This is a genomic window from Bradyrhizobium sp. 2TAF36 (assembly GCF_052114925.1).
In the GTDB taxonomy this organism is placed as follows: Bacteria; Pseudomonadota; Alphaproteobacteria; order Rhizobiales; family Xanthobacteraceae; genus Bradyrhizobium; species Bradyrhizobium barranii.
Window position 1 is genome coordinate 38670 of record NZ_JBFRFR010000048.1, and the last position, 21667, is coordinate 60336.

The 21667-nt window shown below is 63.1% G+C and carries 25 protein-coding genes and 1 pseudogene; 8 read left to right on the forward strand and 18 right to left on the reverse strand.

What is annotated here, in order from left to right:
* The first annotated feature begins 37 nt into the window (after positions 1 to 37).
* The 4 genes from AB4Z51_RS26555 to AB4Z51_RS26570 all read left to right on the forward strand — a co-directional run bounded on the left by AB4Z51_RS26555 (position 38) and on the right by AB4Z51_RS26570 (position 4293).
* Positions 38 to 1075 (forward strand): thermonuclease family protein, encoded by a 1038-nt coding sequence (locus AB4Z51_RS26555; RefSeq protein ID WP_441498309.1) that lies wholly within the window; start codon positions 38 to 40, stop codon positions 1073 to 1075.
* A 354-nt stretch (positions 1076 to 1429) separates the two neighbouring features.
* A complete protein-coding gene (locus AB4Z51_RS26560; protein WP_231143850.1) occupies positions 1430 to 2962 on the forward strand; it encodes a tyrosinase family protein in 1533 nt (510 codons plus the stop codon).
* Between the two features lie 9 nt (positions 2963 to 2971).
* Positions 2972 to 3751 (forward strand): copper chaperone, encoded by a 780-nt coding sequence (locus tag AB4Z51_RS26565; protein WP_441498310.1) that lies wholly within the window; start codon positions 2972 to 2974, stop codon positions 3749 to 3751.
* A 188-nt stretch (positions 3752 to 3939) separates the two neighbouring features.
* A complete protein-coding gene (locus AB4Z51_RS26570) occupies positions 3940 to 4293 on the forward strand; it encodes a hypothetical protein (RefSeq protein WP_441498311.1) in 354 nt (117 codons plus the stop codon).
* Positions 4294 to 4303: 10 nt separating this feature from the next.
* Here the strand turns inward: AB4Z51_RS26570 and AB4Z51_RS26575 are convergent, their stop codons facing one another.
* The 13 genes from AB4Z51_RS26575 to AB4Z51_RS26635 form a co-directional block, all read right to left on the reverse strand.
* A complete protein-coding gene (locus AB4Z51_RS26575) occupies positions 4304 to 4741 on the reverse strand; it encodes a VirK family protein (RefSeq protein WP_441498312.1) in 438 nt (145 codons plus the stop codon).
* A gap of 75 nt (positions 4742 to 4816) precedes the next feature.
* Positions 4817 to 5128, reverse strand: coding sequence for a chorismate mutase (locus AB4Z51_RS26580; RefSeq protein WP_441498313.1), 312 nt, complete (start codon positions 5126 to 5128; stop codon positions 4817 to 4819).
* A complete protein-coding gene (gene ureG / locus AB4Z51_RS26585; RefSeq protein WP_208088984.1) occupies positions 5125 to 5814 on the reverse strand; it encodes an urease accessory protein UreG in 690 nt (229 codons plus the stop codon). Before ureG ends, AB4Z51_RS26580 begins: the two co-directional genes overlap by 4 nt.
* Positions 5811 to 6395 carry an urease accessory protein UreF gene (locus AB4Z51_RS26590; protein WP_441498314.1) on the reverse strand — a complete coding sequence of 195 codons (585 nt, stop codon included), beginning with the start codon at positions 6393 to 6395 and terminating at the stop codon, positions 5811 to 5813. The genes ureG and AB4Z51_RS26590 overlap by 4 nt, the downstream gene beginning before the upstream one ends.
* Before the next feature lie 137 nt (positions 6396 to 6532).
* Positions 6533 to 8236: an urease subunit alpha gene (gene ureC / locus AB4Z51_RS26595; RefSeq protein WP_441498315.1), complete on the reverse strand. Its 1704-nt coding sequence runs from the start codon at positions 8234 to 8236 to the stop codon at positions 6533 to 6535.
* Between the two features lie 12 nt (positions 8237 to 8248).
* Positions 8249 to 8587: an urease subunit beta gene (locus AB4Z51_RS26600; RefSeq protein ID WP_354244711.1), complete on the reverse strand. Its 339-nt coding sequence runs from the start codon at positions 8585 to 8587 to the stop codon at positions 8249 to 8251.
* Positions 8584 to 9129: a HupE/UreJ family protein gene (locus AB4Z51_RS26605; RefSeq protein WP_354244714.1), complete on the reverse strand. Its 546-nt coding sequence runs from the start codon at positions 9127 to 9129 to the stop codon at positions 8584 to 8586. The genes AB4Z51_RS26600 and AB4Z51_RS26605 overlap by 4 nt, the downstream gene beginning before the upstream one ends.
* Positions 9130 to 9168: 39 nt before the next feature.
* The gene (locus AB4Z51_RS26610) at positions 9169 to 9471 is read right to left on the reverse strand and encodes an urease subunit gamma (RefSeq protein WP_028148889.1); all 303 of its coding nucleotides are present in this window, start codon (positions 9469 to 9471) and stop codon (positions 9169 to 9171) included.
* A 26-nt stretch (positions 9472 to 9497) separates the two neighbouring features.
* Positions 9498 to 10409 carry an urease accessory protein UreD gene (locus AB4Z51_RS26615; protein WP_441498316.1) on the reverse strand — a complete coding sequence of 304 codons (912 nt, stop codon included), beginning with the start codon at positions 10407 to 10409 and terminating at the stop codon, positions 9498 to 9500.
* 111 nt (positions 10410 to 10520) lie between these two features.
* A complete protein-coding gene (locus AB4Z51_RS26620) occupies positions 10521 to 11762 on the reverse strand; it encodes a beta-propeller fold lactonase family protein (protein ID WP_441498317.1) in 1242 nt (413 codons plus the stop codon).
* Positions 11763 to 11857: 95 nt separating this feature from the next.
* Positions 11858 to 12439, reverse strand: coding sequence for a cytochrome P460 family protein (locus AB4Z51_RS26625; RefSeq protein WP_441498318.1), 582 nt, complete (start codon positions 12437 to 12439; stop codon positions 11858 to 11860).
* 24 nt (positions 12440 to 12463) lie between these two features.
* Positions 12464 to 13072, reverse strand: a complete 609-nt coding sequence (locus tag AB4Z51_RS26630; RefSeq protein WP_208088991.1) for a cytochrome P460 family protein — start codon at positions 13070 to 13072, stop codon at positions 12464 to 12466.
* A gap of 246 nt (positions 13073 to 13318) precedes the next feature.
* On the reverse strand, positions 13319 to 14857 hold the full coding sequence (locus AB4Z51_RS26635) for an amidase (protein ID WP_441498319.1): 1539 nt from the start codon (positions 14855 to 14857) through the stop codon (positions 13319 to 13321).
* Positions 14858 to 15079: 222 nt separating this feature from the next.
* Here AB4Z51_RS26635 and AB4Z51_RS26640 point away from each other — a divergent pair, with 222 nt between their 5' ends.
* From AB4Z51_RS26640 to AB4Z51_RS26655, 4 genes are read left to right on the forward strand one after another with little or no spacing between them, the layout of a single operon-like run.
* A complete protein-coding gene (locus AB4Z51_RS26640) occupies positions 15080 to 15697 on the forward strand; it encodes a sulfite oxidase-like oxidoreductase (protein ID WP_441498320.1) in 618 nt (205 codons plus the stop codon).
* Complete coding sequence (locus AB4Z51_RS26645; RefSeq protein WP_441498321.1) at positions 15684 to 16445, forward strand: ferredoxin reductase; 762 nt, start codon at positions 15684 to 15686, stop codon at positions 16443 to 16445. Before AB4Z51_RS26640 ends, AB4Z51_RS26645 begins: the two co-directional genes overlap by 14 nt.
* Before the next feature lie 5 nt (positions 16446 to 16450).
* Positions 16451 to 16717, forward strand: a complete 267-nt coding sequence (locus tag AB4Z51_RS26650; RefSeq protein WP_224580600.1) for a DUF6510 family protein — start codon at positions 16451 to 16453, stop codon at positions 16715 to 16717.
* Complete coding sequence (locus AB4Z51_RS26655) at positions 16683 to 16976, forward strand: hypothetical protein (protein WP_441498322.1); 294 nt, start codon at positions 16683 to 16685, stop codon at positions 16974 to 16976. Before AB4Z51_RS26650 ends, AB4Z51_RS26655 begins: the two co-directional genes overlap by 35 nt.
* A 33-nt stretch (positions 16977 to 17009) precedes the next feature.
* Here the strand turns inward: AB4Z51_RS26655 and AB4Z51_RS26660 are convergent.
* From AB4Z51_RS26660 to AB4Z51_RS26680, 5 genes and pseudogenes are all read right to left on the reverse strand, one after another.
* Positions 17010 to 17410: pseudogene (locus AB4Z51_RS26660) on the reverse strand (DUF2000 family protein).
* 123 nt (positions 17411 to 17533) lie between these two features.
* Positions 17534 to 18304 (reverse strand): SDR family oxidoreductase, encoded by a 771-nt coding sequence (locus tag AB4Z51_RS26665; RefSeq protein ID WP_441498323.1) that lies wholly within the window; start codon positions 18302 to 18304, stop codon positions 17534 to 17536.
* A 32-nt stretch (positions 18305 to 18336) separates the two neighbouring features.
* Positions 18337 to 19311 carry a zinc-binding alcohol dehydrogenase family protein gene (locus AB4Z51_RS26670; RefSeq protein ID WP_441498324.1) on the reverse strand — a complete coding sequence of 325 codons (975 nt, stop codon included), beginning with the start codon at positions 19309 to 19311 and terminating at the stop codon, positions 18337 to 18339.
* Between the two features lie 41 nt (positions 19312 to 19352).
* Complete coding sequence (locus AB4Z51_RS26675; RefSeq protein ID WP_441498325.1) at positions 19353 to 20222, reverse strand: alpha/beta fold hydrolase; 870 nt, start codon at positions 20220 to 20222, stop codon at positions 19353 to 19355.
* A 187-nt stretch (positions 20223 to 20409) separates the two neighbouring features.
* The gene (locus AB4Z51_RS26680) at positions 20410 to 21312 is read right to left on the reverse strand and encodes a helix-turn-helix transcriptional regulator (RefSeq protein ID WP_441498326.1); all 903 of its coding nucleotides are present in this window, start codon (positions 21310 to 21312) and stop codon (positions 20410 to 20412) included.
* Positions 21313 to 21667: the final 355 nt, after the last annotated feature.

Consider the following 21667-nt stretch of genomic DNA (forward strand, 5'->3'; position numbering starts at 1 on the left):
TGAGGCGACCGCCGCGTTCGTTTGACAGGAGCGCCCGATGCCCGTTGGACTGCTGGAGGTCGTAGGCACCATCGATGTCAGCCAGTTCTGGCCGGAGGGCCGGTCGGACGCCGACACCACCAAGGTCGTGGTGAATGTCGTCCCTGACGCGATCCGCTTCCGCAAGAACGACTCGGTGCCGTTCCAGCCGACCCACGTCTTCGAGGGCGCCAAGGTCAAGGGCCGGACCGCGACGGCGCCGATCAAGAACGGCAAGCTCACCATTCGCCTTCAGGGCATCGACGCGCCGGAGCTGCATTATCAGCCCTCGCCGCTCTCGGCCGCCGAGAAGAAGGGCCTGAGCGACGCCAAGCGGCAGGCCTATCACGAGGTCACACACCCCTACCGGCAGTTTCTTGGCGCGACGACGAGCAAGGCGCTGCATGACTTCCTCAGCAGCGCCGGCGGGCCGACGCTCGCCTGCCGCGTGTTCACCCATGTCGATGCGCCGAACGAGGTGTTCGACACCTATGGCCGGCTGGTCGGCGACATCGAGGTGACGGTCGCCGGCAAGAAAATCGACATCAACCACTGGCTAGTGGAGCAGGGCTTTGCCTATCCGACCTTCTATTCTTCGATGAACGACGACGAGATCAAGGCCTTCCTCGCGCTTGCGAAGCCCGCACGCGCGCAGAAGCTGCCGGTCTGGAAGCATCTCGCCAAGACGATTCTCGCCTTCGACTTCGACCTGCGCGAACCCAGGAAGAACGAGACCGACGTGCTCGCGACCGACAAGGGCCCCGTGATCCTGCCGAAGCTCTATCGCCGCTACACCAACTGGTCGGCGCGCAAGAAGGCCAAGGTGACGAGCCAGACCTTCCAGAAGTTTCTGGGCGAAGGCTCCGGCGGCAAGCCCGACACCTGCTACGAGATCGACGACTTCCTGACCAACGGCGTGCACTCGGCCACGCCGCGCAATTTCGCCGACTTCGTCGAGGGCGGCAAGACGATCAAGTTTCAGCCGGACGGGCTGGTGTTCGGCGAGGCGCCGTCGAGTCTCGTGGGGGCGGACGGCAAGCCGATCACAACGTTCTGAGGACGCGCGCGGCCGACCGGGATCAACGGCGTTTTGTCGCAGATTGCTGCCGGCCGTGAGCTCGCACGTTCATGCGCCGCTATTCTCCTGTCGTTGCAGGCATTTCCGGCGGCCGAGCCTGGCTGATCAAAGACCGCTCGCGCTAACGGTTAGAATTCGCTACTACACAACCATAGATTTTTCGTCTATTTTCCTGACCGCGGCCATTGCGGAGCGTCCTCGGCAGAAGTCCGAGTGACCCAAGATGCCGGCTCTCAGAGCGAGCCGGTGGATGAGAGCAAGATCAATCCGGCGGAGCCGCCTGCCCGTTCTCTCGGCGGGCCGGCGCCGCAGTCAAGCGACAAGGAGAGCGGCATGCTGGTTCGACAGAACGTGTGGGAGCTTGGCGGCGACTGGGCGGATCCGATTCTCTGGTACGCGCGCGCGGTTGGCGCATTGAGGCCGAAGCCGCTCAACGATCGAACCAGCTGGCGCTTCTGGGCCGGCATGCACGGCTATCATCAGGGCCTGTGGGAGTTCTACGGCTACAAGGCGCCTGCCGAGCAGGTTCCTGCCCAGGCCGACTTCGACGAGTTCTGGCAGCAATGTCAGCACGGCAGCTGGTATTTTCTGCCGTGGCACCGCGGCTATCTGATCGGGTTTGAGAAGCTCATTCGTTCGACCGTCGTGACGCTCGGCGGGCCGCCTGACTGGACCCTGCCCTACTGGAACTACTTCAAACCCGGTCAGGATGGCTTGCCGCCGGCATTCGGCAGCCCGGACTGGCCGGACGGCACAGGTAACAATCCCCTCTTTATTGAACAGCGGTGGGGACCCGGCGATCCCTCGCAGCCCGGCAAAGTCTTCGTCCCGCTCGACGCCGTGAACCTGGACGCGATGGACGTTCACGAGTTCACCGGTGTGGCAAGTGGCGGCGACCGCGGCTTCGGTGGCATCGACACCGGCTTCGAGCACGGCGGCACCAAGCATGGCGACATCGAAAGTCAACCGCACGACCAGGTTCACGGCCTTGTCGGCGGCGAGAAGATGTTCCCGGAGGCGAGCACAAGGCCATTGCCGGGACTGATGTCGTCACCGGTGACGGCCGGTCTGGATCCCATCTTCTGGCTGCACCACGCGAATATCGATCGGCTGTGGCAAAGCTGGAGGCAGAGCGATTCCCAAAACACGGATCCGGAAGAAGCCAGTTGGAAGAAGGGACCTGCCAGCCTCGGCCAGCACAAATTTGTCGTTCCTCTCCCCGACGGCTCGCCGTGGGAGTACACGCCGGAACAGATGTCGGACTTTGCCGGGGTGGGCTATACTTACAGCGATTTCTCGCCGGCAGGCGCGCCATTGGCGGCCGTCGCCGGCAGGACAGCGACATCATCCGGAGCGGTCGCGATGGCGAGATCGACTGGAGCAACAGTTGAGGTGCTTGGCGCCAATGCACAATCGCTTCCCGTCGCAGGGAAAGGTGCCGAGACCTCCGTGCAACTCGATGCGCGTACGCATACGAAAGTTGCCGCCAGGCTGGCTGCGGGCCCCGCGCCCGGGGCGCGCGCGGAGCAGGTCTTTCTCAATCTGGAGAATGTGCGCGGATATTCCGACGCCACCGTGCTGCAGGTCTATCTGCAGTTTGCGGGGAAGGACGGCGCGCCGTCCTTCGAGCGGCAGGTCGGGAGCATCGGGCTGTTCGGCATCACCAAGGCGACGGAGAGCGATACCGGGCACGCGGGAGACGGCTTGTCGTACGCGCTGAACATTACCAAGCCCTATTCGGAGTTCGCCGGTTCGGGCAATGCCGATCCCGCAAAGGTCGGCGTTCGCCTCCAGGCCGTCGCGCCGGTGCAGCAGTCGGCCGACGTGAGTGTCGGCCGCATCAGCATTGTCCGACAGGGCGATTGACGGCAGCTCATGACGCCCGCGGCCTACGAGCGTCTGCAAATCCGTATTCCGCTCACCGTCGCGGCTGCCGCCGCGTGGGCGGCGGTCGTGGCGTTGTCAGATCAACGCAGGCTCGTCGCCTTCTGCAACAGCGATGTGTGGCCGGCACTGTCGCTCGATAAGCTCGCCCTTGCCATGACGTTCTATTCGCCGGCAAGACTCGCCGGCGAATGGATGCTGATGGTCGCGGCGATGATGATGCCGATGCTCGCGGGCGCTCTTGGGCACGTGCGTGCGCGAAGCCTGCCGCGCCGACGCATGCGATCGATGGCGCTCTTCATGATCGGATATTGCGCCATCTGGGCTGCCTGTGGCATTCCCATCGTGCTGGCCGTGCTGGCGCTGCAACTGATGCAATCATCATCGATCGTCACGATCGCATTGGCGGGATCGCTCGTCCTGGTCTGGCAATTCTCCCCGGGGAAACAGATCTGCCTGAACCACTGCCACGACCAGCCGCCGCTGGCGGCTTATGGAATCAGGGCCGACCTGGCTGCTCTCGGATATGGCGTCACCCAGGGCATCTGGTGTTGCGGAGCCTGCTGGGCGCTGATGCTCGTTCCGTTGGCGATGCAAGGCGCGCATTTGCCGGCGATGGCCGCGACCAGTGCATTCCTGATTGCCGAGCGCCTGGACAAACCGCGGCGCCCGGCCTGGGAGGTGCGATGGCCATCGACCGCTGCCAGGCTGCTATGGTTCAGGCTCGGCCTTTGGCGACGCTCGGAGAGCGCCGGAATGAAGGCAACCTGATCGGTGCCGACGGCAGGCGCGACGACGCAATTCCCGCAGGCGACCGGGCAAACTTTGCCGGCGACACCGCCGCACCGGCAATTTTTTCAAGTTGCCGATGAGCGCGAGCCCGGAAACATCGGGAAATCGAACGAAAGCATCTGGCACGCACGTTGCTTGCCCTTCGCGATCGTCTCGAGGGGCCGAACATGCAAGTCACGGCAGGAGCATCAATCTTCGGCTACCAGCCTGCAAAAGCCGGCTCATCGGCCGGTGCATCGAAGCCGTCGGTGACCGACAATGGTGGGCCCTCGCAAGCAAGCGAAGATGGCGCATCGGGCGACAGCAGCGTCGTGCAGGAATTCCTGAAATACGCGAAGATGAATCCCTTCGACCGTATGCGGGCTGCCATTCTGAAGAGCATGAATCTCAGCGAGGCCGACCTCGCCAACATGACCCCGGACCAGAAAGCGGCGGTGGAGCAGAAGATCCGGGACGCCATCGAAAAGGAGCTGGAGAAGAAGGGCCAGCAGCCCGGCAGCCTGGTCGACCAGTCCGCGTAACGACCGCGCATCACCAGTGGAATGTCGCGCCTTTTCCAATCTCGCAATCGAATGCCGTATCCTTGAGAACGGCGTCATTGACGGCGTCCAGGACCATCGTGCGCGCCTCGATCCTGCCGTTTGGGTGCACCCTGAACGACAGGAATTCCCTGACCGCCTTGTCCGGTCTCACCGTGAAATGGGTCGTCGCGAAAGCGATCGTCCCGTCAGGCTGGATCATGTATTCGTCAAACCGCATGCTCGCCTTGACCGGAGGTCCCGCCGCGCCCGTGCCGTAAACTTGACAGGCTGAAAGGTCGACGAGCATGCGAAATTCCTTGCCACCGACGATCGCCTTGTTCAGCGCCGCATAGTCGGCGTTTCCGGGTTCGTCCGCGATCGCGGGGTGCGTCCAGAAGCTCGCTACGATCGCCAGAGCGGCGGCGCAGTTGCGCAGATCATTCGACAAATGTGGCTCCCAGGGATGGCGGCTCTCGGCTGGACCTCGTTTCGCCGGAGCAGGCGTGCGATGACATTGGTCGCCCTAGCCGGCTCCCGACTCGAACTTCACCGCTTCATGATTGATGATGACCTCTCGAACGACCAGGGCATGCAGCTTCCGGGTAAAATCCGGATCGAGCCCGCTCTGTGCGGCGAGGATGCGAAGCCGCTTCAATTGCACCGCTTCACGTCTGGGATCCCGGGATTCCAGTCCATGTCTGGCCTTGAGCTCTCCGATCGCATCAGTACAGCGAAAGCGTTCCGCGAGCAGGTGCACCATCGCCGCATCCAGATTGTCGATGCTGCGGCGCAGCCTGGCGAGATCGCCGGCAAACTCCTGGTCATCATCCGTCATCGATCGGCACCTCCAGACAGCGCCGCGGCGGACAACCCGCCCTTCTGCAGAATGAAGCCCGCAATCTCATCGACACCTTGGCCGCTCTTCAGATTGGAGAAGATGAACGGTCGCGCGCCTCGCATCCGCCGCGCATCCGCTTCCATGATCTCCAGGTTCGCGCCCACCATGGGAGCCAGGTCGATCTTGTTGATGACCAGCAGATCGGATCGCATGATCCCCGGCCCTCCCTTGCGCGGGATCTTCTCTCCTGCGGCGACGTCGATCACGTAGACGGTCAGGTCCGCAAGCTCCGGGCTGAAGGTGGCGGCGAGATTGTCGCCGCCCGACTCGACGAAGCAAAGCTCCGCATCCGGAAACTTCAGGTTCATGTCGTGGATCGCCGCCAGGTTCATCGAGGCGTCCTCCCGTATGGCCGTATGCGGACAGCCACCCGTCTCCACCCCCATGATGCGCTCCGCCGCCAATGCCTGCGCACGCGTCAGAATGAGCTGATCCTCCTTGGTGTAGATGTCGTTGGTGATGACGTAAATCTCGTAGAAGTCGCGCAGGTGCTTGCACAGCGCCTCGACCAGCGCCGTCTTTCCGGAACCGACAGGGCCGCCGATGCCGACGCGCAGCGGCCCGTTGGTCGCCGCAATGCCGGGTGTGCGGAGAGACCTGCTCTCGCGTTCAATCGTCTTCATGACCGAAACAACCTCGTATATTGGAGCTCGTGTGCGATGGACGCGAGCTCAACCATCACGCCTGCCGAACCGAGATCGTCGACCGTCTCGCGGCTTGCGATTTCACTGCGCGACAGGATCGGCAGCTCGAGCGCCGCGATGGCGAGCTGACCATCGGTCTGTCCGAGAGGCACCAATCGCACCCCCGCGCTCACCAGATTGGCGATGTAGCTGTGCAGGAATGCCGGCAGCGCGATGTCGACGGCAATCCGTTCGCGCGCGGCTCGCGCTCCGAGCAGGACAGCCAGCACCGGCGGGCATTTCGGGTCGGAGAACATGTCCAGAATTCGATCCGGCCAGACGCTGCGAAGGGTCGTAAGGCACGCAGACGATTGCTGTGCGGATTCGAGCACGAATTCGGATGTGCCGCGGGAAGCGGCTGCGAGTTCGGCCAGATCCGGGAGTTGGTCCTCGGCGCCCTCGGCCACGCATCGGTAGGCTTCGCTGAAGAAGATGGCTTCGTTTCGGCCGGAGCCGTAGCAAAGGTCGGCCTCGAGCCAATCGACCAGGCTGCGCCGATCGGAGACATAGCCGGCCTCCACGGCCCACTCCAGTCCGTGCGAGTAGCTGTAGGCCCCGTTCGGGAACGACGGCGAGAGCCAGCTCTGCAGCCTCAGAAACGCCAGCGCCTGCTGTCCATAACTCTGGTCTGTCATCGCACCACCATGCCGGCAACGCGTCAGTACATGAAATAGCGCTGCGCCATCGGGACCACATTCACCGGCGGACACGTGAGCAGCCGTCCGTCGGCCCGCACCTCGTAGGTTTCGGCATCGACCTCCATGCGAGGCAGCGCGTCGTTGAGGATCATGGAATGCTTGCCGATCGATCGCGTGTTCGAGACCGGCAGGAGTTGCTTTGCCAGGCCCAATTGTCTCGTCGTTTCGAGCGAGGCCTGACTGACGAAGGTCACGGAATTTCTGCCGGGAGAACGACCAAAGGCCCCGAACATCGGCCGGTAATATTCCGGCTGAGGCGTCGGTATCGATGCATTGGGGTCGCCCATGATCGCGGCGACGATCATTCCTGATTTCAAGACCATGTCGGGCTTGATCCCGAAGAACGCCGGATCCCAGACCACGATGTCCGCGAGCTTCCCGACCTCGACCGAACCGACATGGCGTGACATTCCCTGCACGATGGCCGGATTGATCGTGTATTTCGCGACGTAGCGCCGCGCCCTGAAATTGTCGTTCTGCCCGGTCTCCTCCGGTAACCGCCCGAACTGCTTCTTCATCTTGTCGGCGGTCTGCCACGTCCGGGTGATCACCTCGCCGACCCGCCCCATCGCCTGGCTATCCGACGACACGATCGAGAACGCGCCGAGATCGTGCAGGATGTCCTCTGCGGCGATCGTCTCCTTTCGTATGCGGCTTTCCGCGAAGGCGACATCCTCCGGAATGCGGCGGTCCAGATGGTGGGTCACCATCAGCATGTCGAGTGCTTCGTCGAGCGTGTTCGCGGTGTAGGGGCGCGTGGGATTTGTCGAGGCTGGAATGACGTTGCTCTCGCCGCAGACCTTGATGATATCAGGCGCATGCCCGCCGCCGGCCCCTTCCGTATGGGCCGCATGGATGGTCCTGCCCTTGAACGCGGCGATCGTGCGCTCGACGAACCCGCCTTCGTTCAGGGAATCGGTGTGGATCATGACCTGCACGTCCATGTCGTCCGCGACAGAGAGGCAGCAGTCGATCGATGCGGGCGTTGCGCCCCAGTCCTCGTGCAGCTTCAGGCCGCACGCGCCGGCTTCGATCTGCTCGACCAGGCCCGCAGGTAGGCTCGCATTGCCCTTGCCGAAAATGCCGAAGTTCATCGGGAACCCATCCAGCGCCTCGAGCATCCGATGGATGTGCCATGGCCCCGGCGTACAGGTCGTCGCCGTCGTCCCTGCGGCGGGTCCGGTCCCACCACCCATCATGGTCGTGACGCCCGAGAAGAGCGCCTCGTCGATCTGCTGCGGGCAGATGAAGTGAATGTGCGTATCCATTCCGCCGGCGGTGATGATCTTGCCCTCACCCGCGATGATTTCCGTCCCCGGCCCAATGATGATCGAGATGCCCGGCTGGATGTCGGGGTTGCCCGCCTTGCCGATGGCGGCAATGAGCCCGTCCCTGATCGCGATGTCGGCCTTGACGATTCCCCAGTGATCGAGGATCAGCGCGTTGGTAATGACCGTATCGACCGCCCCCTGCGCACGCGTGAGCTGCGATTGTCCCATGCCGTCGCGGATAACCTTGCCGCCGCCGAACTTGACCTCCTCGCCATAGATCGTGAGGTCCCTCTCGGGCTCGATGAACAGATCGGTGTCCGCCAGGCGCACCCTGTCGCCGACCGTGGGGCCGAACATCTGCGCATAGGCCGCGCGGCTCATCGTGTGGGACATGTCTTCCTCACCTTATTCGTTGGAGCCGGACGCATCGGTGCCTGATTCCAGAGGTCCCATCACGCCGCCGCTGAAGCCGTAGATGCGTCGCGCTCCGGCAAACGGGATCAATGAGACCTCGCGCGACTGGCCCGGCTCGAACCGCACGGCCGTCCCGGCCGGGATATCGAGGCGGCACCCACGGGCAAGGGATCGATCGAACGCGAGTGCGGCGTTCACTTCGGCGAAGTGATAATGGCTGCCCACCTGGACCGGCCGATCGCCGGTGTTGGCTACGGCAATCGATGGTCCGGTCCTGTCCCCGTTCAGGACGATGTCGCCGTCGGCCGGAATGACCTCACCGGGAATCATGCCACGCCTCCAAGCAGCAGCAGCCCGACAAGGCCGGCGCATACGCCCGCCGCGCGAAGCAAACTTCGTCTGGCCGCGTTTCCTCCCGAGAACCCGATGACCATGCCGGTCAGGAGAAGAGCGGCGGTCGCCGTCGTGAAGCCGATCAGGTAGGGAACAAGCATCGAGGCGGCTTCAGTTCCGTGGGCGTGACCATGGAAGAACGCGAACAGGCCGACGGCCGCCGCGCCCAGCATGACGGGCATCCTGAATTCGAACGCAACGAACGCTCCCAGTGCCACCACCGAGAGGCTGATCGCCGCCTCCACAAAGCCCATCTGAAGTCCCGCGCTTGCCGCGACGAAGCCGCCCAGCATCGCGATCAGAAAGGTCAGCGGCCACACCGCTCTCGCGGATCCGCCCACGAGCGCGCTCCACGTTCCCACCAAGGTGATCGCAATCAGATGATCCGCGCCGCTGAACGGATGGACGAGACCGGCGTCGAACGAGCTGCCCGCGCCCGGAATGGGATGAGCGAAGGCCGGCGCCGCAAGCAGGCTCAACGCGGCGACGCAAATCGGGATGATACGCATCATCAGCTCCTATCGGATCGGGTTGTGCACCGGGACAAGCTTGGTCCCGTCCGGAAACGTCGCCTCCACCTGGATCTCGCGGATCATTTCCGGGATGCCCTCCATGACCTGGTCGCGGCGCAGCAGCCGGCCACCTTCGGACATCAGATCCGCGACCGATCGTCCGTCGCGGGCGCCTTCCATGATGGCATCCGAAATCAATGCGATGCTTTCGGGATAATTCAGCTTGACGCCTCGCGCGAGCCGGCCGCGCGCAACGATCGCGGCGAGGGCTATCATCAGCTTGTCTCGTTCCCGTGGCGTCAGATTCAAGATGCTCCTCCCACTTGGCCGCGCTGCTAACAGGACCACATCTTCGGCACTCCGAAGGGACCGGATCCGAGCTCATGGTCGAGTTGATCGAGGAAGCGGCGCAGACCTCGCCTGAGATCCACGCTTGCAATCGCGGCGACCCGGACCACGATGATCGCGCCCACGATCGTGACGCCGCACGCGCATTCCAGCGACGCACCGATCTCGCGCAATCTCTCGAGCCGGGCCTCGAGACCCGGACCGAAATAGATCATTGTCGCGATCGCCTTCCAGTTCGAGAGCAGCGCCGTCTTCCGAAGCTGCAGGAGCGCCTGGTCGGAGGCGAGGAAGCCATCCGCCCACACCAGACGGCCGTCGACCCTGACGCGCCAACTGTCCAGGATATGTCCGGCAAGAACCTCCTCGCCGCTCTCGATGCGGCCAAGAACGAGCCATTCGAGGGCAATCAATTCGGTGCCCGAACACACATCGATCTCGGTCTGCCGCGCGATGCGTGCTTGGTTAAAGACGATCGTCTCTTGCGGAAGCCACGCAAGCCGGGCATTTCCCTCCGCCGTTAACCGCGTCCGGATTCGGGCAGGCCGATCCAGCGCCCGATAGACCTTCTCCGCGGCCTGCGTGGTCACCGCGACCGACGCATTGCCTTGAGCGACCACCTCGATCCTGATCTCGTCGCCGCCTGCGACACCGCCCGAGGTATTGATGAGGACCGCCTCCTTGCGCCGACGATCGTCGACATTCGGGAAGGCAACGGCCATCGGAAACTTCTGATAGACGTCGATGATCTCCGTGCCGTTTGCGGCGCCGGAGAACACCACGCGAGCTTCCCCGACAGCGCGCTGCAGATCGAATTTTTCCGTGGCGCTCTGCCCTTCGCCCGGATGGCCGGGATGAGCCGCGGATGTCCCGCGAGAGCGCTCATGAATTGCTTCAAACATCCGTCTCGGGGCTCATGATTGACCGTGTGTGTCTCGCATATCGGCGAGGGAGAGGCCGGGCGTGGAACGGCAATGCCGACCACGCCCGGACTTCATGTCGCGAAACCGGGATCAGAAACCCGCAAGACCCTGGGAGCCGTTGTACGGGATCTTGACGCTGCCGATCTCCTTCAGCGAACCGTCCGGCTGGGTGCTGTAGCTGACCAGCTTCGAGGCATTGCCGTAGATCTGGTAGAGATAGGCGCCGTCCGGCGAGATCCAGCTATCGCTGGGACCGCTCGTCACGGTTCCGTTCAATCCCCTCGCGGTGCCGTCGCCGGGGACCTTCGGACACGCCGGATCGCACGCAATCTCCAGGCCGCTACCGTTGATGCGGTAGCTGCTGATGTTGCTGTAGCCGAAGTTCGTTGCGTAAATCGTGCGATCATCGGGAGCTACGGCCAGCCAGCACAGCTCGGACGGCAGGCCCGCGCTGGTGTCGATCTTGACGAGCGGGCCGATCTTGATCGAGCCGTTCTTCTCGATGGTGCAGATGGAGCATCCGTCACCGACGGCATAGCCGATCACGAACGTATTCGGACGCTGATTCAGGAACGCGATGTAGAACGGAGAACCGCCCTTCGCATCGTAGAACCTGGCCGTGCCGAGCGAGCCGTCCTTTTGCAGGGCGAACACGGCGAGGCCGTCCGGATCAGGTGCATTCGACGCGATGGAGTGCAACGCGCCGCCGGCGCGCTGGACCCAGAGAATCGGCGAGCCGTCGGGATACAAGCCGGTGAGCGCGATCGGCTCATCGAAAGTGGTGCCGACAAGCACAAGCTCCTCGTTGGGCGAGACCACGACCATGGTGGAGACACGGTTCCGCTTGCTGTACGTATTCACCGTGTATCGCTCGGGCCGCGTCTTGAGCATGCCTTCGGCATCGACCGACATCAGCCGAAGATGATCCGGTCCGAACGCGTGCAGCACGAAGAGGGTGCGCGTCGACGGAGCGAAAGCCAGCGATTTGGCCGTGCCGCTCCTGCCCTCGACCGGGTTGCCGGTCGACTTCACGTCGAGCAGCGTGAGACGACCGTCGCTCTCCAGGCGGAAGCTCGAAACGGAATTGTCTCCGCCATTGGTCGCAAACAGAAAGCGCCGATCGGATGTAATGATGACGCTTCCCGCACCCTCGTAAGAGTTGGGCGCGCTGTCCTGGCCGCTGATCGGCTTGAATTCACCGGAGCCGGCGCCGCCCGTCTTGATACGCGCGACCTCGGCCAGCTTGCCGTCCGCCTGCCGCGTGTAGTGAATAATGGCGTTGTCGATCTCATTGGTCTGGATATAGAGATGGCCAGTCTGCCCCTTCGACATTCCCATCTCRCTCGCCGTCGCTTCTTTAGCCATCTCTCGCTCCTTTGATGATTGGCTTTGGTAAATCGAATGACTTTCGGTGACCTGCACCATCGCTATGGCTTCAACGGAGGGTATCCATCGATGTAAACCCAGTCGGACGCCCGCACGGGCACATGGCACGCCTGGCATTGGGCCCTGTAATTCGTCGTCGTCGTTTTTGAGCGATCGCCCGCGTCGAACCAGGACCATCCCCAGCCGTCGCCCCATAGCGCGCTCTCCGGGTGACGGTTCGCGGTGTCCTTCACCATGACGAACCATCCCTTCAAAGCATCGGCGCGACTGACGGTGCCGGTCGTCATTTCCGAGGTTGCCGCCTTGAACACTTCCTTGACCAGCACCGCACCGTCCGGGAAGCGCTTGTCCTTCCGATAGGCGTCGATCACTCCAGGCGAGGCGTACACGACGTGAAGCTCCTTCGAGCCGTGATTGTCGTCTGCCGCAATCGCCCAGCTTCCGAGGACTTGATAGGTCGTACGATAGTCATCGGGCACGTGCAGATGCCCGTCGCGGTCGGCGACGCTCGCGCCGGTCGAAACGCCATCCGCCGCGTTCGCCCGCAGCTGTGACTGCCTGACCGCGGCCGCGATCCCAAGGATCACGACGACGGCGACACAAGCGGCTTTGAGGATTTTCATGCCGATCTTCCGCCGATTACGCGGTCACCGCGCGTCCTTGTTGTCCAGCAGCGGATAGAACTGGGTCCAGACCTCATCCTTCTTGGCGTTGGCGATATGGCAGTAGGCGCACTCGTCCTTCGACTTCACCTTGGCCGTCGGCGCCTTCGGTTCGTGATGATTGAAGTTGAAATAGCCCCACCCGTTGGTGTCGGCGAAGCGCTTCGAGTCCTTGACGGTCACGTCGGCGCCGTTCCACTTGCCTGGGAAGTAACCACGTCCCGACGCTTCCGTTCGCGAGCCGTCGGCGTTCTCCTGCGGCAACGTCAGCTGCAGCTCCTTGAACAGGATCGTCCCTTCGGGGAATTCGCCGGTCTTCTTGTAGATCGCGTACGAGCCCGGCTCGATATAGACGTTGTGGAATTCCGGGAAGTTCGCCTGTCCGCCGTTGAGGGCATTTGGCGTCAGCGGCGAGCCGACATAGACCCACTCGTGGAAATTCTTCGGCAGGAGCAACTGCCCGTCCGCGGTGTATTCCGGCAGGTAGCGCGTATTGCTCTGGGCATTGCTATCCTTGAGCGATCCGAAGAACAGGATCGTTGCGACCGCACTGCCTACGATGACCGCCGCTGCTGCCTGGACTCTCACGCGCATTGTCTTCTCCCGCGACTGCGGCCGAACGCGCGAGGCGCCGGCACGATTGACCTGTCGAGAGATGACTTAGCCAGTCGCGGAAGATCCTGCGCGCTGGGGATTGCTTCCGCTTTGGCCATCTTGATGCATTCCGTGCCGAACCTGCGATCGGTGAAGAGGTTGACGCTGCGGAAGCAAGACGCGCGGCCCCAATCGGCGCCGCGATCGCGGCAGGACGGCCATGGAAGCGACCGAGAGGGTGCAAGGTCAGCGGGTGAGGTCTGAAAGCGGGGCTGTTCTCAGGGGGCGCTCGCGGCAGATCCGGTAGTTGTCCTGCCAGGGACGAAGCCGCTCGAAAGCCGCGCTCGCGGCCAGCACGTCGAAGTCGGCGTTTCGCCGACCTATGATTTGCATCCCGACCGGAAGTCCATCCGACAGACCCGCCGGAATCGAGGCTGCCGGATGACCGGTGAAGTTGACGAAGTAGGTCAGGGCCCATCCGATCAGAGGATCTATCTCGACACCATTGATCGACTTCGGTCCAGCCGTGTTGCCGTCGCTGGCGTTGTCGACCGGCGGGCACGCGACGGTCGGCGTGACCAACAGATCGAATCTTTCAAGGACGTTCTGGAAGGCATCGTAAACCTCCGACCGGACGGCCTGGTCGCGGAAGAAATCGAGCCCCGACATGCGATTGGTCTTCTCGACCCAATCCATGTATTCAGGCGGAAAGTCGTCGCGATGATTGCCGAACAGATCGATGCCGTCGCGCTTCATGTTCTCGATCGCCTGCAGGTTCAGAAGCATGTAGAGACGCGACCAGACGTCGCTCAGTTCCCGTTGCGAGCGAACGATGCCGAGCTTCACCTCCTCGACGTGAGCACCGGCTTCCTCGAACGCCTGTACCGCGCGGCGGACCGTCGCCGCGACTTTTCCGTCGACCGGAAAGACGTCCAGATCCGGACTATAGGCAATCTTGAGGCCACGGATCGAACGACGGGTCGCCGCGGTGAAGTCGACGGGCGGCTCGATCAGGCTGAAGGGATCGCGCGGATCAGGGCCGGCGAGTACGTTCAACGCGATGGCGGCATCTTCGACCGTCCGCGTGATGGGCCCTTCGAACAGGAACGGAGAGTCGGCCACGCCGAACGCGTTGGGACGCACGAGGAACGGCACGCGTCCGAATGACGCCTTGTAGCCATAGACCCCACACCAGGCGGCGGGGATTCGTATCGAGCCGCCGGCGTCCGTACCTTCTGCAATGGGTAGCAGTCCATCGGCGACCGCCGCAGCGCTTCCTCCGGATGAGCCGCCCGTGTTCTTGGCAAGATTGAACGGGTTGCGCGTGGGACCAAACAGGTAGTTGTCGCAGGTGCCTCGGAATCCCATGAGGGGGCTGTTGGTCTTGCCGAGGAACACGGCGCCGCCGCGCTTCTCCATGCGTTCGCAGAACACGCAGTAACCGTTCACGACGTGATGCTTGAGCGCGCGGATGCCGCCCAGGCTCGCAGGCCAGCCCGGCTTGAAGTCGAACAGATCCTTGAGCGCCGACGGGATGCCGTGCAGCGGCCCCCACGACTCGCCGGCGACCAATGCGCGCTCGGCCTCTTTCGCTCTCGTGCGGGCGCCGTCGAAATCGAGATAGACCAGCGCGTTCAGGCTCGGGTTGCGCGCTTCGATGCGCCGGATGAACGCATCGACCACGTCAACCGGCGACAACTCACGCCGCCGGATGCGAGCCGCCAGTTCGTGCGCGGTGAGGTAAGCGAGTTCGTCGGAATGCAAGGGCTGGCTCACGCTCGACATCGTCTCCTCCTTCTGAACCACTTCAGGACGGAGCCGCATTTGACATTGAAACAGTTCTTGCCTGCGCAGCCGTGATTGCTTCGTCTTTCGCAATCTTGATGCATTCGCCGCGACGGCCATCGACAAGGCATCGCTCAGGGTTCATGTGCGCTGACGTGGGCTGCAGGTTACGCCGACGCGCGTTGGGACATCCTGCGGGTCACCGCACAAGGGCACGCTYCCATGGACCGACCTCCCGTTTCTCGCGGCTTCAAATCCAAGCGACAGACACCCGAAGCCGCCCGGCTGCCACCGGGTCAGTATCTGACGACCGACTTCCCGGTGCTGTCCGCCGGCCCCACGCCGGATATCCGTGTCGCCGACTGGAAGATTGCGCTTCAACTCGGCGGGTCGTTGCTGGGGAAATGGACCTGGGACGAATTCGAGGCACTGCCCCAGACCACGATCACGGTCGACATTCACTGCGTCACCAAATGGACCAAGCTCAGCACGGTCTGGCAGGGCGTCAGCTTCGACGATCTTCTTAGGGTGGTCGGGCTGAGCGAGCCGCCGGACCCCTATGTCATGGCGCATTGCGACGGCGGATACACCACGAACCTTCCGGTGGCCGACCTGGTCGCGGGAAAGGCGATGATCGCGACCCGCTATGAGGGTCTGCCGCTTGCCCCGGCGCACGGTGGCCCCGCGCGACTTCTGGTGCCGCATCTTTACTTCTGGAAGAGCGCAAAATGGCTGCGAAGGCTTCGCTTCATGCCCAAGGACGAGCCCGGGTTCTGGGAATCGCGTGGTTATCACAACTATGGCGATCCCTGGCGGGAGCAACGTTATGACGGCGATTGATGCGCCTCTGCAGCAGCCCAGGATCGCGTGGCAGACCGGTCGCGTGCAGGCCATCGTGGCTGAAACAAGCCGGGTGAAGAGCATCATCCTGCAGCCGGCCAACTGGTCCGGGCACTGGCCCGGCCAGCACGTCGACATCCGTCTCACCGCCGATGACGGCTATCAGGCCGAACGAAGCTACTCGATCGCATCGCCTCYCGAAGAGAAACTGCTCACTCTCACCGTGGAGCGGGTCGAGGACGGCGAGGTGTCCCCCTATCTCCTCGACGAATTGCGGGTTGGTGACGCTCTCGAATTTCGGGGACCCATTGGGCGGCATTTCATCTGGAGCCAAGCGCGCGGTGGACCGATTTGCCTGGTCGCGGGCGGCACCGGGATTACGCCGCTGATGGCCATGTTGCGCCACCGCAGGAGGTCGCTCGCACCCATAGCGGCATCGTTGATCTATTCGGCACGCAGCCTTGCCGACGTCGTGTACCGGGATGAACTCGATACGATGACTGACGGCGATCGCGACCTGCGCCTGGTCTATGCGCTCACCCGCGAGCATCCGAGCGACTGGAACGGACATCGGGGACGGGTCAACGAGGCGCTGCTCGCAGCGAACAGCTTTACGCGCGAGCAGAATCCCACGTTCTTCATTTGCGGTCCCACGGGGTTTGTCGAAGGCATCGCGAGCATGCTCGTGAAGCTCGGCTTCGACCCTCTCGCCATAAGAACCGAACGTTTCGGGCCAACAGGAGCATGATCGCCATGGCAGACAACATCGCCGACCTCATTCTTGGCGGTGACCCCGGCACACACTTGCTTCAAGAAGCCTTTGCCTTTGACATCACCCTGACGAAGATCCGGTGTGCGGCATGCAACACCGTGTCCTGCCTTGGCGCTCTCGCCGTCGACGGCGGGCCCGTGGAAGCGCTCGTCAAGTGCGCCGATTGCGGAAGCGATCTGATGAGGGCGACGCGCACCCAGAGGGGATGTGTCCTTGAAATGCACGGTGCCCGGCACCTGTACTTCTGAATGCCGCACCCGATCGCCCGCCAAGCTCCGAGATCAAAGACCCGCCATGCACGGTGAAGACATCCACCTCGCTGAAATCGAGCGCCAGATTGCCGCCACGGCGGCGAAGCTTCGCGAGCTGATTGAACAGTCCGCCTCACATCTCGCCGCGATGAGCGAAGAGCTCGTCGGCCAGCGAATTGACGATCAGGCCGCACGGCTCGAGATTCTGATCAGGCGCCGCGACGAGCTCCTCAGAGCCAGATCCGGCGAAGACTGAAAAGGCCGGCCGGTCGGAGCATATCGGGAAGCGTCAGCCGTGAAATTTCAACCCGTCGACGATCTTGTCGATCACCTTGCGCTCGGCGCGCATGGAAATCCCAACCAGATTCAGGTCTGTGCGGGAAACCGCCTTCACGACTTCGCGGTTGGCGGCGTCGTGAGCGGTCCTGAACATGTCCTCGGTATAGAGCCCCGGCGTCACTCCGCGCGTCAGTGCGCGATCGAGCGCGCGTGATAGCGCCGCGCGGTCGGCGCCATAGATCAGGATGGGCTGGCCGATCAACGGCAGATATTTCGTCCCGGAGCCGTCTTCGTAGGGGTCGCCGGGAAAGCCGCCGCRATCCCGCCGGCGAGGAAAGAGGCCACGTTCAGCTTCTGCCACGGCTCAAGGTCGGTGCGGACCACGACCGCGATCTTGGTGTCAAACTGCATGACGGTTTTGTCGCTATTCCTCAGCGCTCGCGAAGAGCGAAAGAGCCCTTACTCCATGCTTGCGCGCATCGAACGCTTTTGCAAGTGGGCCACTTACGCGGACGCCCTTCGGGTGCAAACCGATTATATCGATTTCACCTCGCCGCCGTCCATCCGCAATGCCGAGCCGGTCATCCAGCGCGCGCCGGGCGATACGAGGAACGCCATCAACTCGGCGATCTCTTCCGGCTCGCCGTAACGCGCGATCCCGGCGTCCTTGGGAAATTTCGCCGTAGCTTCCTCGACGGTCATGTTGTGCAGGGGCGCCCAGTGCTCCAGGTAGGAGCGCCGGCGGCCCGTCATCACCGGCCCCGGCAGGACGCTGTTGACCTGGACGCCATCGCTGATTCCCTTGTCGGAGAACGCCTTTGCCAAGGCGACGATTGCAGCGTTGATGGTGCCGACCGCGGCATAGGGCGCCTTGGGGAAGGAGGCCGAGTTTCCCGACATCAACACCACCGCCCCCTGCGCGGCCATGAGCGACGGCCAGGCGGCGATCGTGAGCCGCCGGGCGCCATGCAGCTTCAACGCCAGTCCGGCGTCCCACTGTGCCTCCGTCGTCTCGAACAGATCGACCTGAGGTACCGCGCCTGCAATATTGAGCAGGGCATCGATCCGGCCGAACGCCGCCAAGGTCTGGTCGACGACAGATTGAGCGGCGCGAGGTTCGGCCAGATCGGCATCGATCACCAGCACCCCGGCGCCGGCGGCCCGGACCACCCTTGCGGTGTCCTCGAGATTGGCGCGGTTTCGCGCCACCAGGACAAGCGCCGAGAAATCGCGTGCCAGGCGCACCGCGGTCGCCCGGCCGATCCCCTGGCTCGCCCCCGTCACGATCGCGACTGATTTCGACATATGAACTCTCCCGAATACCAAGCTTGTAAATATCAGTCGCGAACGACGACCATCTTTCCGACTGCCTCGTTCGCCTCCATGACGCGATGCGCCTCGCGAATCTCGTCGAAGCGAAAGACCCGCGCCGGCTTGACGTCCAGCCGGCCGGCCGCGGCGTCAGCGGCGATTTCCCGCAGCGGCACGTCGGAGAGCGGGAACCCGGGCGTGCCGAACACGAAGCTGCCGAAGAAGGTCAGGTAGACGCCGCTCGGCATCTGCAGCAGCGGGTTGAAATCCGGAATCGGATCAAGCCCGCCGAGCCAGCCGGCGAGACAGGAGCGGCCGCCGCGGCGAAGCATGGCGAGGGAGTCGAGCACGACGCTGTTGCCGACGAGGTCCAGGACTGCGTCGACCTGCTTCGCCTCGGGCAGATGCTTTGAGAGATCGCGCCGTTCAATTTCGCACCGCGCGGCTCCGAGCTTCTCCAGCATCGCAAAGCGCTCCCGGCTGCGCGTCGTCGCGATGACCCGCGCGCCGGCATTGACCGCGAGCTTGAGTGCCGCCTGACCGAACGAGGACGTCGCTCCGCGGATGACGAGAAGCTGACCTTTCGCGAGATCGAGATTTCGAAAGAGACAGGTCCATGCCGTCGCGAAGGTTTCGGGGATCGCTGCGAGCTCGGCCCATGGCAAATCTGCATCGATCGATGCGACRTTCGAGACCGGCGCACGCGTGTATTCGGCGTAGCTACCGTTGATGGTCCGGCCGAGACCGCCCATCAATGCGGCCACCTTGGCGCCTACCGGAAATTCGCCGTCCGGGCACGACTTCACGAGACCGACGCATTCGATACCGCTGATCGGCGCAGCTTCGGCCCATTCGCCCCGGCGCATGTGCATTTCTGCATGATTGATGCCGAATCCCTTGACCTCGATGACAGCATGACCAGGTTGCGGCTCCGGCTCCGGAACATCCCGATAGACGAGGCTGTCCAAACCACCGAATTTTTCAAGAACGATAGCGCGCATGATGGCTCTCCTGACGTTTCTCGCGGCGAGGGAAGCGACCGTTACCTATTCGAATTCAGCCGGCCAAGAAACTCACCGATCGCCGCTGCGATCTCCCGCGCATGAGTCTCGAGCGCAAAGTGCCCCGTGTCGAAGAAGCGCACTTCGGCGCCCGGCATGTCGCGCTGAAACGCCTTCGCGCCCGCCGGCAGGAAAAAGGGATCGTTCTTGCCCCAGACCGCCAGGAAGGGCGGCTTGCGCATGCGGAAGTAGGCCTGGAATTCCGGATACATGGCGACATTGGTCCTGTAGTCGCCGAACAGATCGAGCTGGACCTCGTCCGCGCCAGGGCGCTCGAGATAATGGTTGTCCAGCGTGTATCCGTCAGGGGAGACCAGGGAGACGTCGGGCACCCCGTGGGTGTATTGCCAGACCGTCGTCTCTGGCGAAAGGAATGATCGCAGCACCGCCCGATTCGCTTGCGATGCATCTTGCCAGTAAGCCCGGATCGGGCTCCAGCCTTCGCTCAATCCCTCCTCATAGGCATTGCCATTCTGCGAGATGATGGAAACGATGCGCTCGGGATGCCGAAGAGCCATCCGAAAGCCCGTCGGCGCGCCATAGTCGAAGACGTAGAGCGAGAAACGGGCGAGTCCGATGACTTCCGTGAACCGTTCGATCACCTGCGCCAATGTGGCGAACGTATAGGCAAAGCTTTCGCGAGCCGGCATGTCGGACTGGCCGAACCCGGGCAAATCCGGCGCCACCAGTCGGAACCGATCCGAGAGCGCCGGGATCAACTCGCGGAACATGTGGCCGGCCGTCGGAAATCCGTGCAGCAGCAGCAAGGCGGGCGCGTCAGCCCGGCCAGCTTCCCGGTAAAATACGTTCAGTCCGTCCACGTCCGCCTTGCGGTATCGAATGCTCGTCATCTGTGGTCCCTCCCTCGACACCTGTTGCGCCCGGTGAAATCGATGATCCGATGGCAGCCGATCCGAGGCGGTTTCATCTGGACATTTCGTGGCCCGAGGCGATCCGGTTACAGACCCCCCGGGGATTTCTGCCCGTACGAGACTGCCTGTCGCCTGCTCTGCCCGATTTATCGTGCCTCGGATCTATTCATTCGAACTCCCTGCGATAGTCCGTAGGAGTCCAACCCGTCGCTTTGCGAAAGGCGGAGCTGAAGGAGCTCGTTTGCGCATAGCCCAGGCTGAGTGCGATGTCCGTAATCGATACCGCGCGATCCGCCAGCCGCAGCTTGGCGAACTCCATGCGTCGCTGCACCTGATACTGGTAGGCCGGAATTCCGAACGACTTCTTGAAAGCACGGCAGAAGTGGTGAACGCTGAGCCTGGCAAGCTCGGCGAGCTTGAGGAGGCAGACCTGTTCTCCCAGATGCCCCTCGACGTACTCGACCACGACACGCTTCTGCCAGCCCGCGAGACCTCCACGACTGACCGCTGCCGGCTCGCGAACAAGATCGTGATCGGACCTGGACAGCTCGTGGGCGAGCACGCCGCAGAGCGCCTCGAGGTAAGGCGCGCAATTCGTCTCCGCGCTCTCGATCGCCTTCTTCAACTTGGAGGCGGTCTCCCAGACCAGCGGATCCTCGAAGTATATTCTTGGCGCGAGCCCGGCCGCGCCGCCGTCGGACTTATAAAACGCGGCGGGATCGAAATAGAGGAAGGTCACCTGCGCCGACGAGGCAGTCTCATGCCATTCGCGATAGGCGCGTCCCGCCGGGACAAAGGTCAGCCTGTGCTCAGAACCGCGCAGCTTCGACGAGCAGAAGCCATCGATGGAGGTCTCACCGCTTTTCCGCGCTCCCTCGTTGTACAACGCCAGGAGATGTCTCGATCCCTGAAAGCGAAATTCGATCCTGTTGCCGACCGGGAGGTGAACGCTCTCCGAAAACCACCAACGCCAGCCTATCCCAAGGCGCTTCACCGGCTCGGAAGGCGTTATGCTGACCGTCGGATGAAGCGCCGCGTCGGACGACCTGGAAGACAGCGTCTCGTCCACCGGCCGGATTGGCGAAGCGGAGACGACCATCCTTGGCGTGCTCTCACTCGAATTTGATACGTACATCCCCATCGTCGTCGCCCTGTTCTGTGCTCCGGATGGCCGCGTCCAATCGTCAACGAATTTCTGCACGGAGGAGATGCCCTGATCGCCTGGATACGGGCGTTGAAGCCGCAAGCTGCACGTGGCGTTACCTCTCCGGTCAAGGCGCGCTGCCAACGCCGGCTGGCAGCACCGCACAGGGGCAACATGCTTTTCATCACGCTGGCGGGCAATCTCACGCTTGTGCTGTTCCGGCCCATACTTAGGTATGGGTCGCATGCAGGGACGGTGCTGAGATGATTCAGCACGAGAT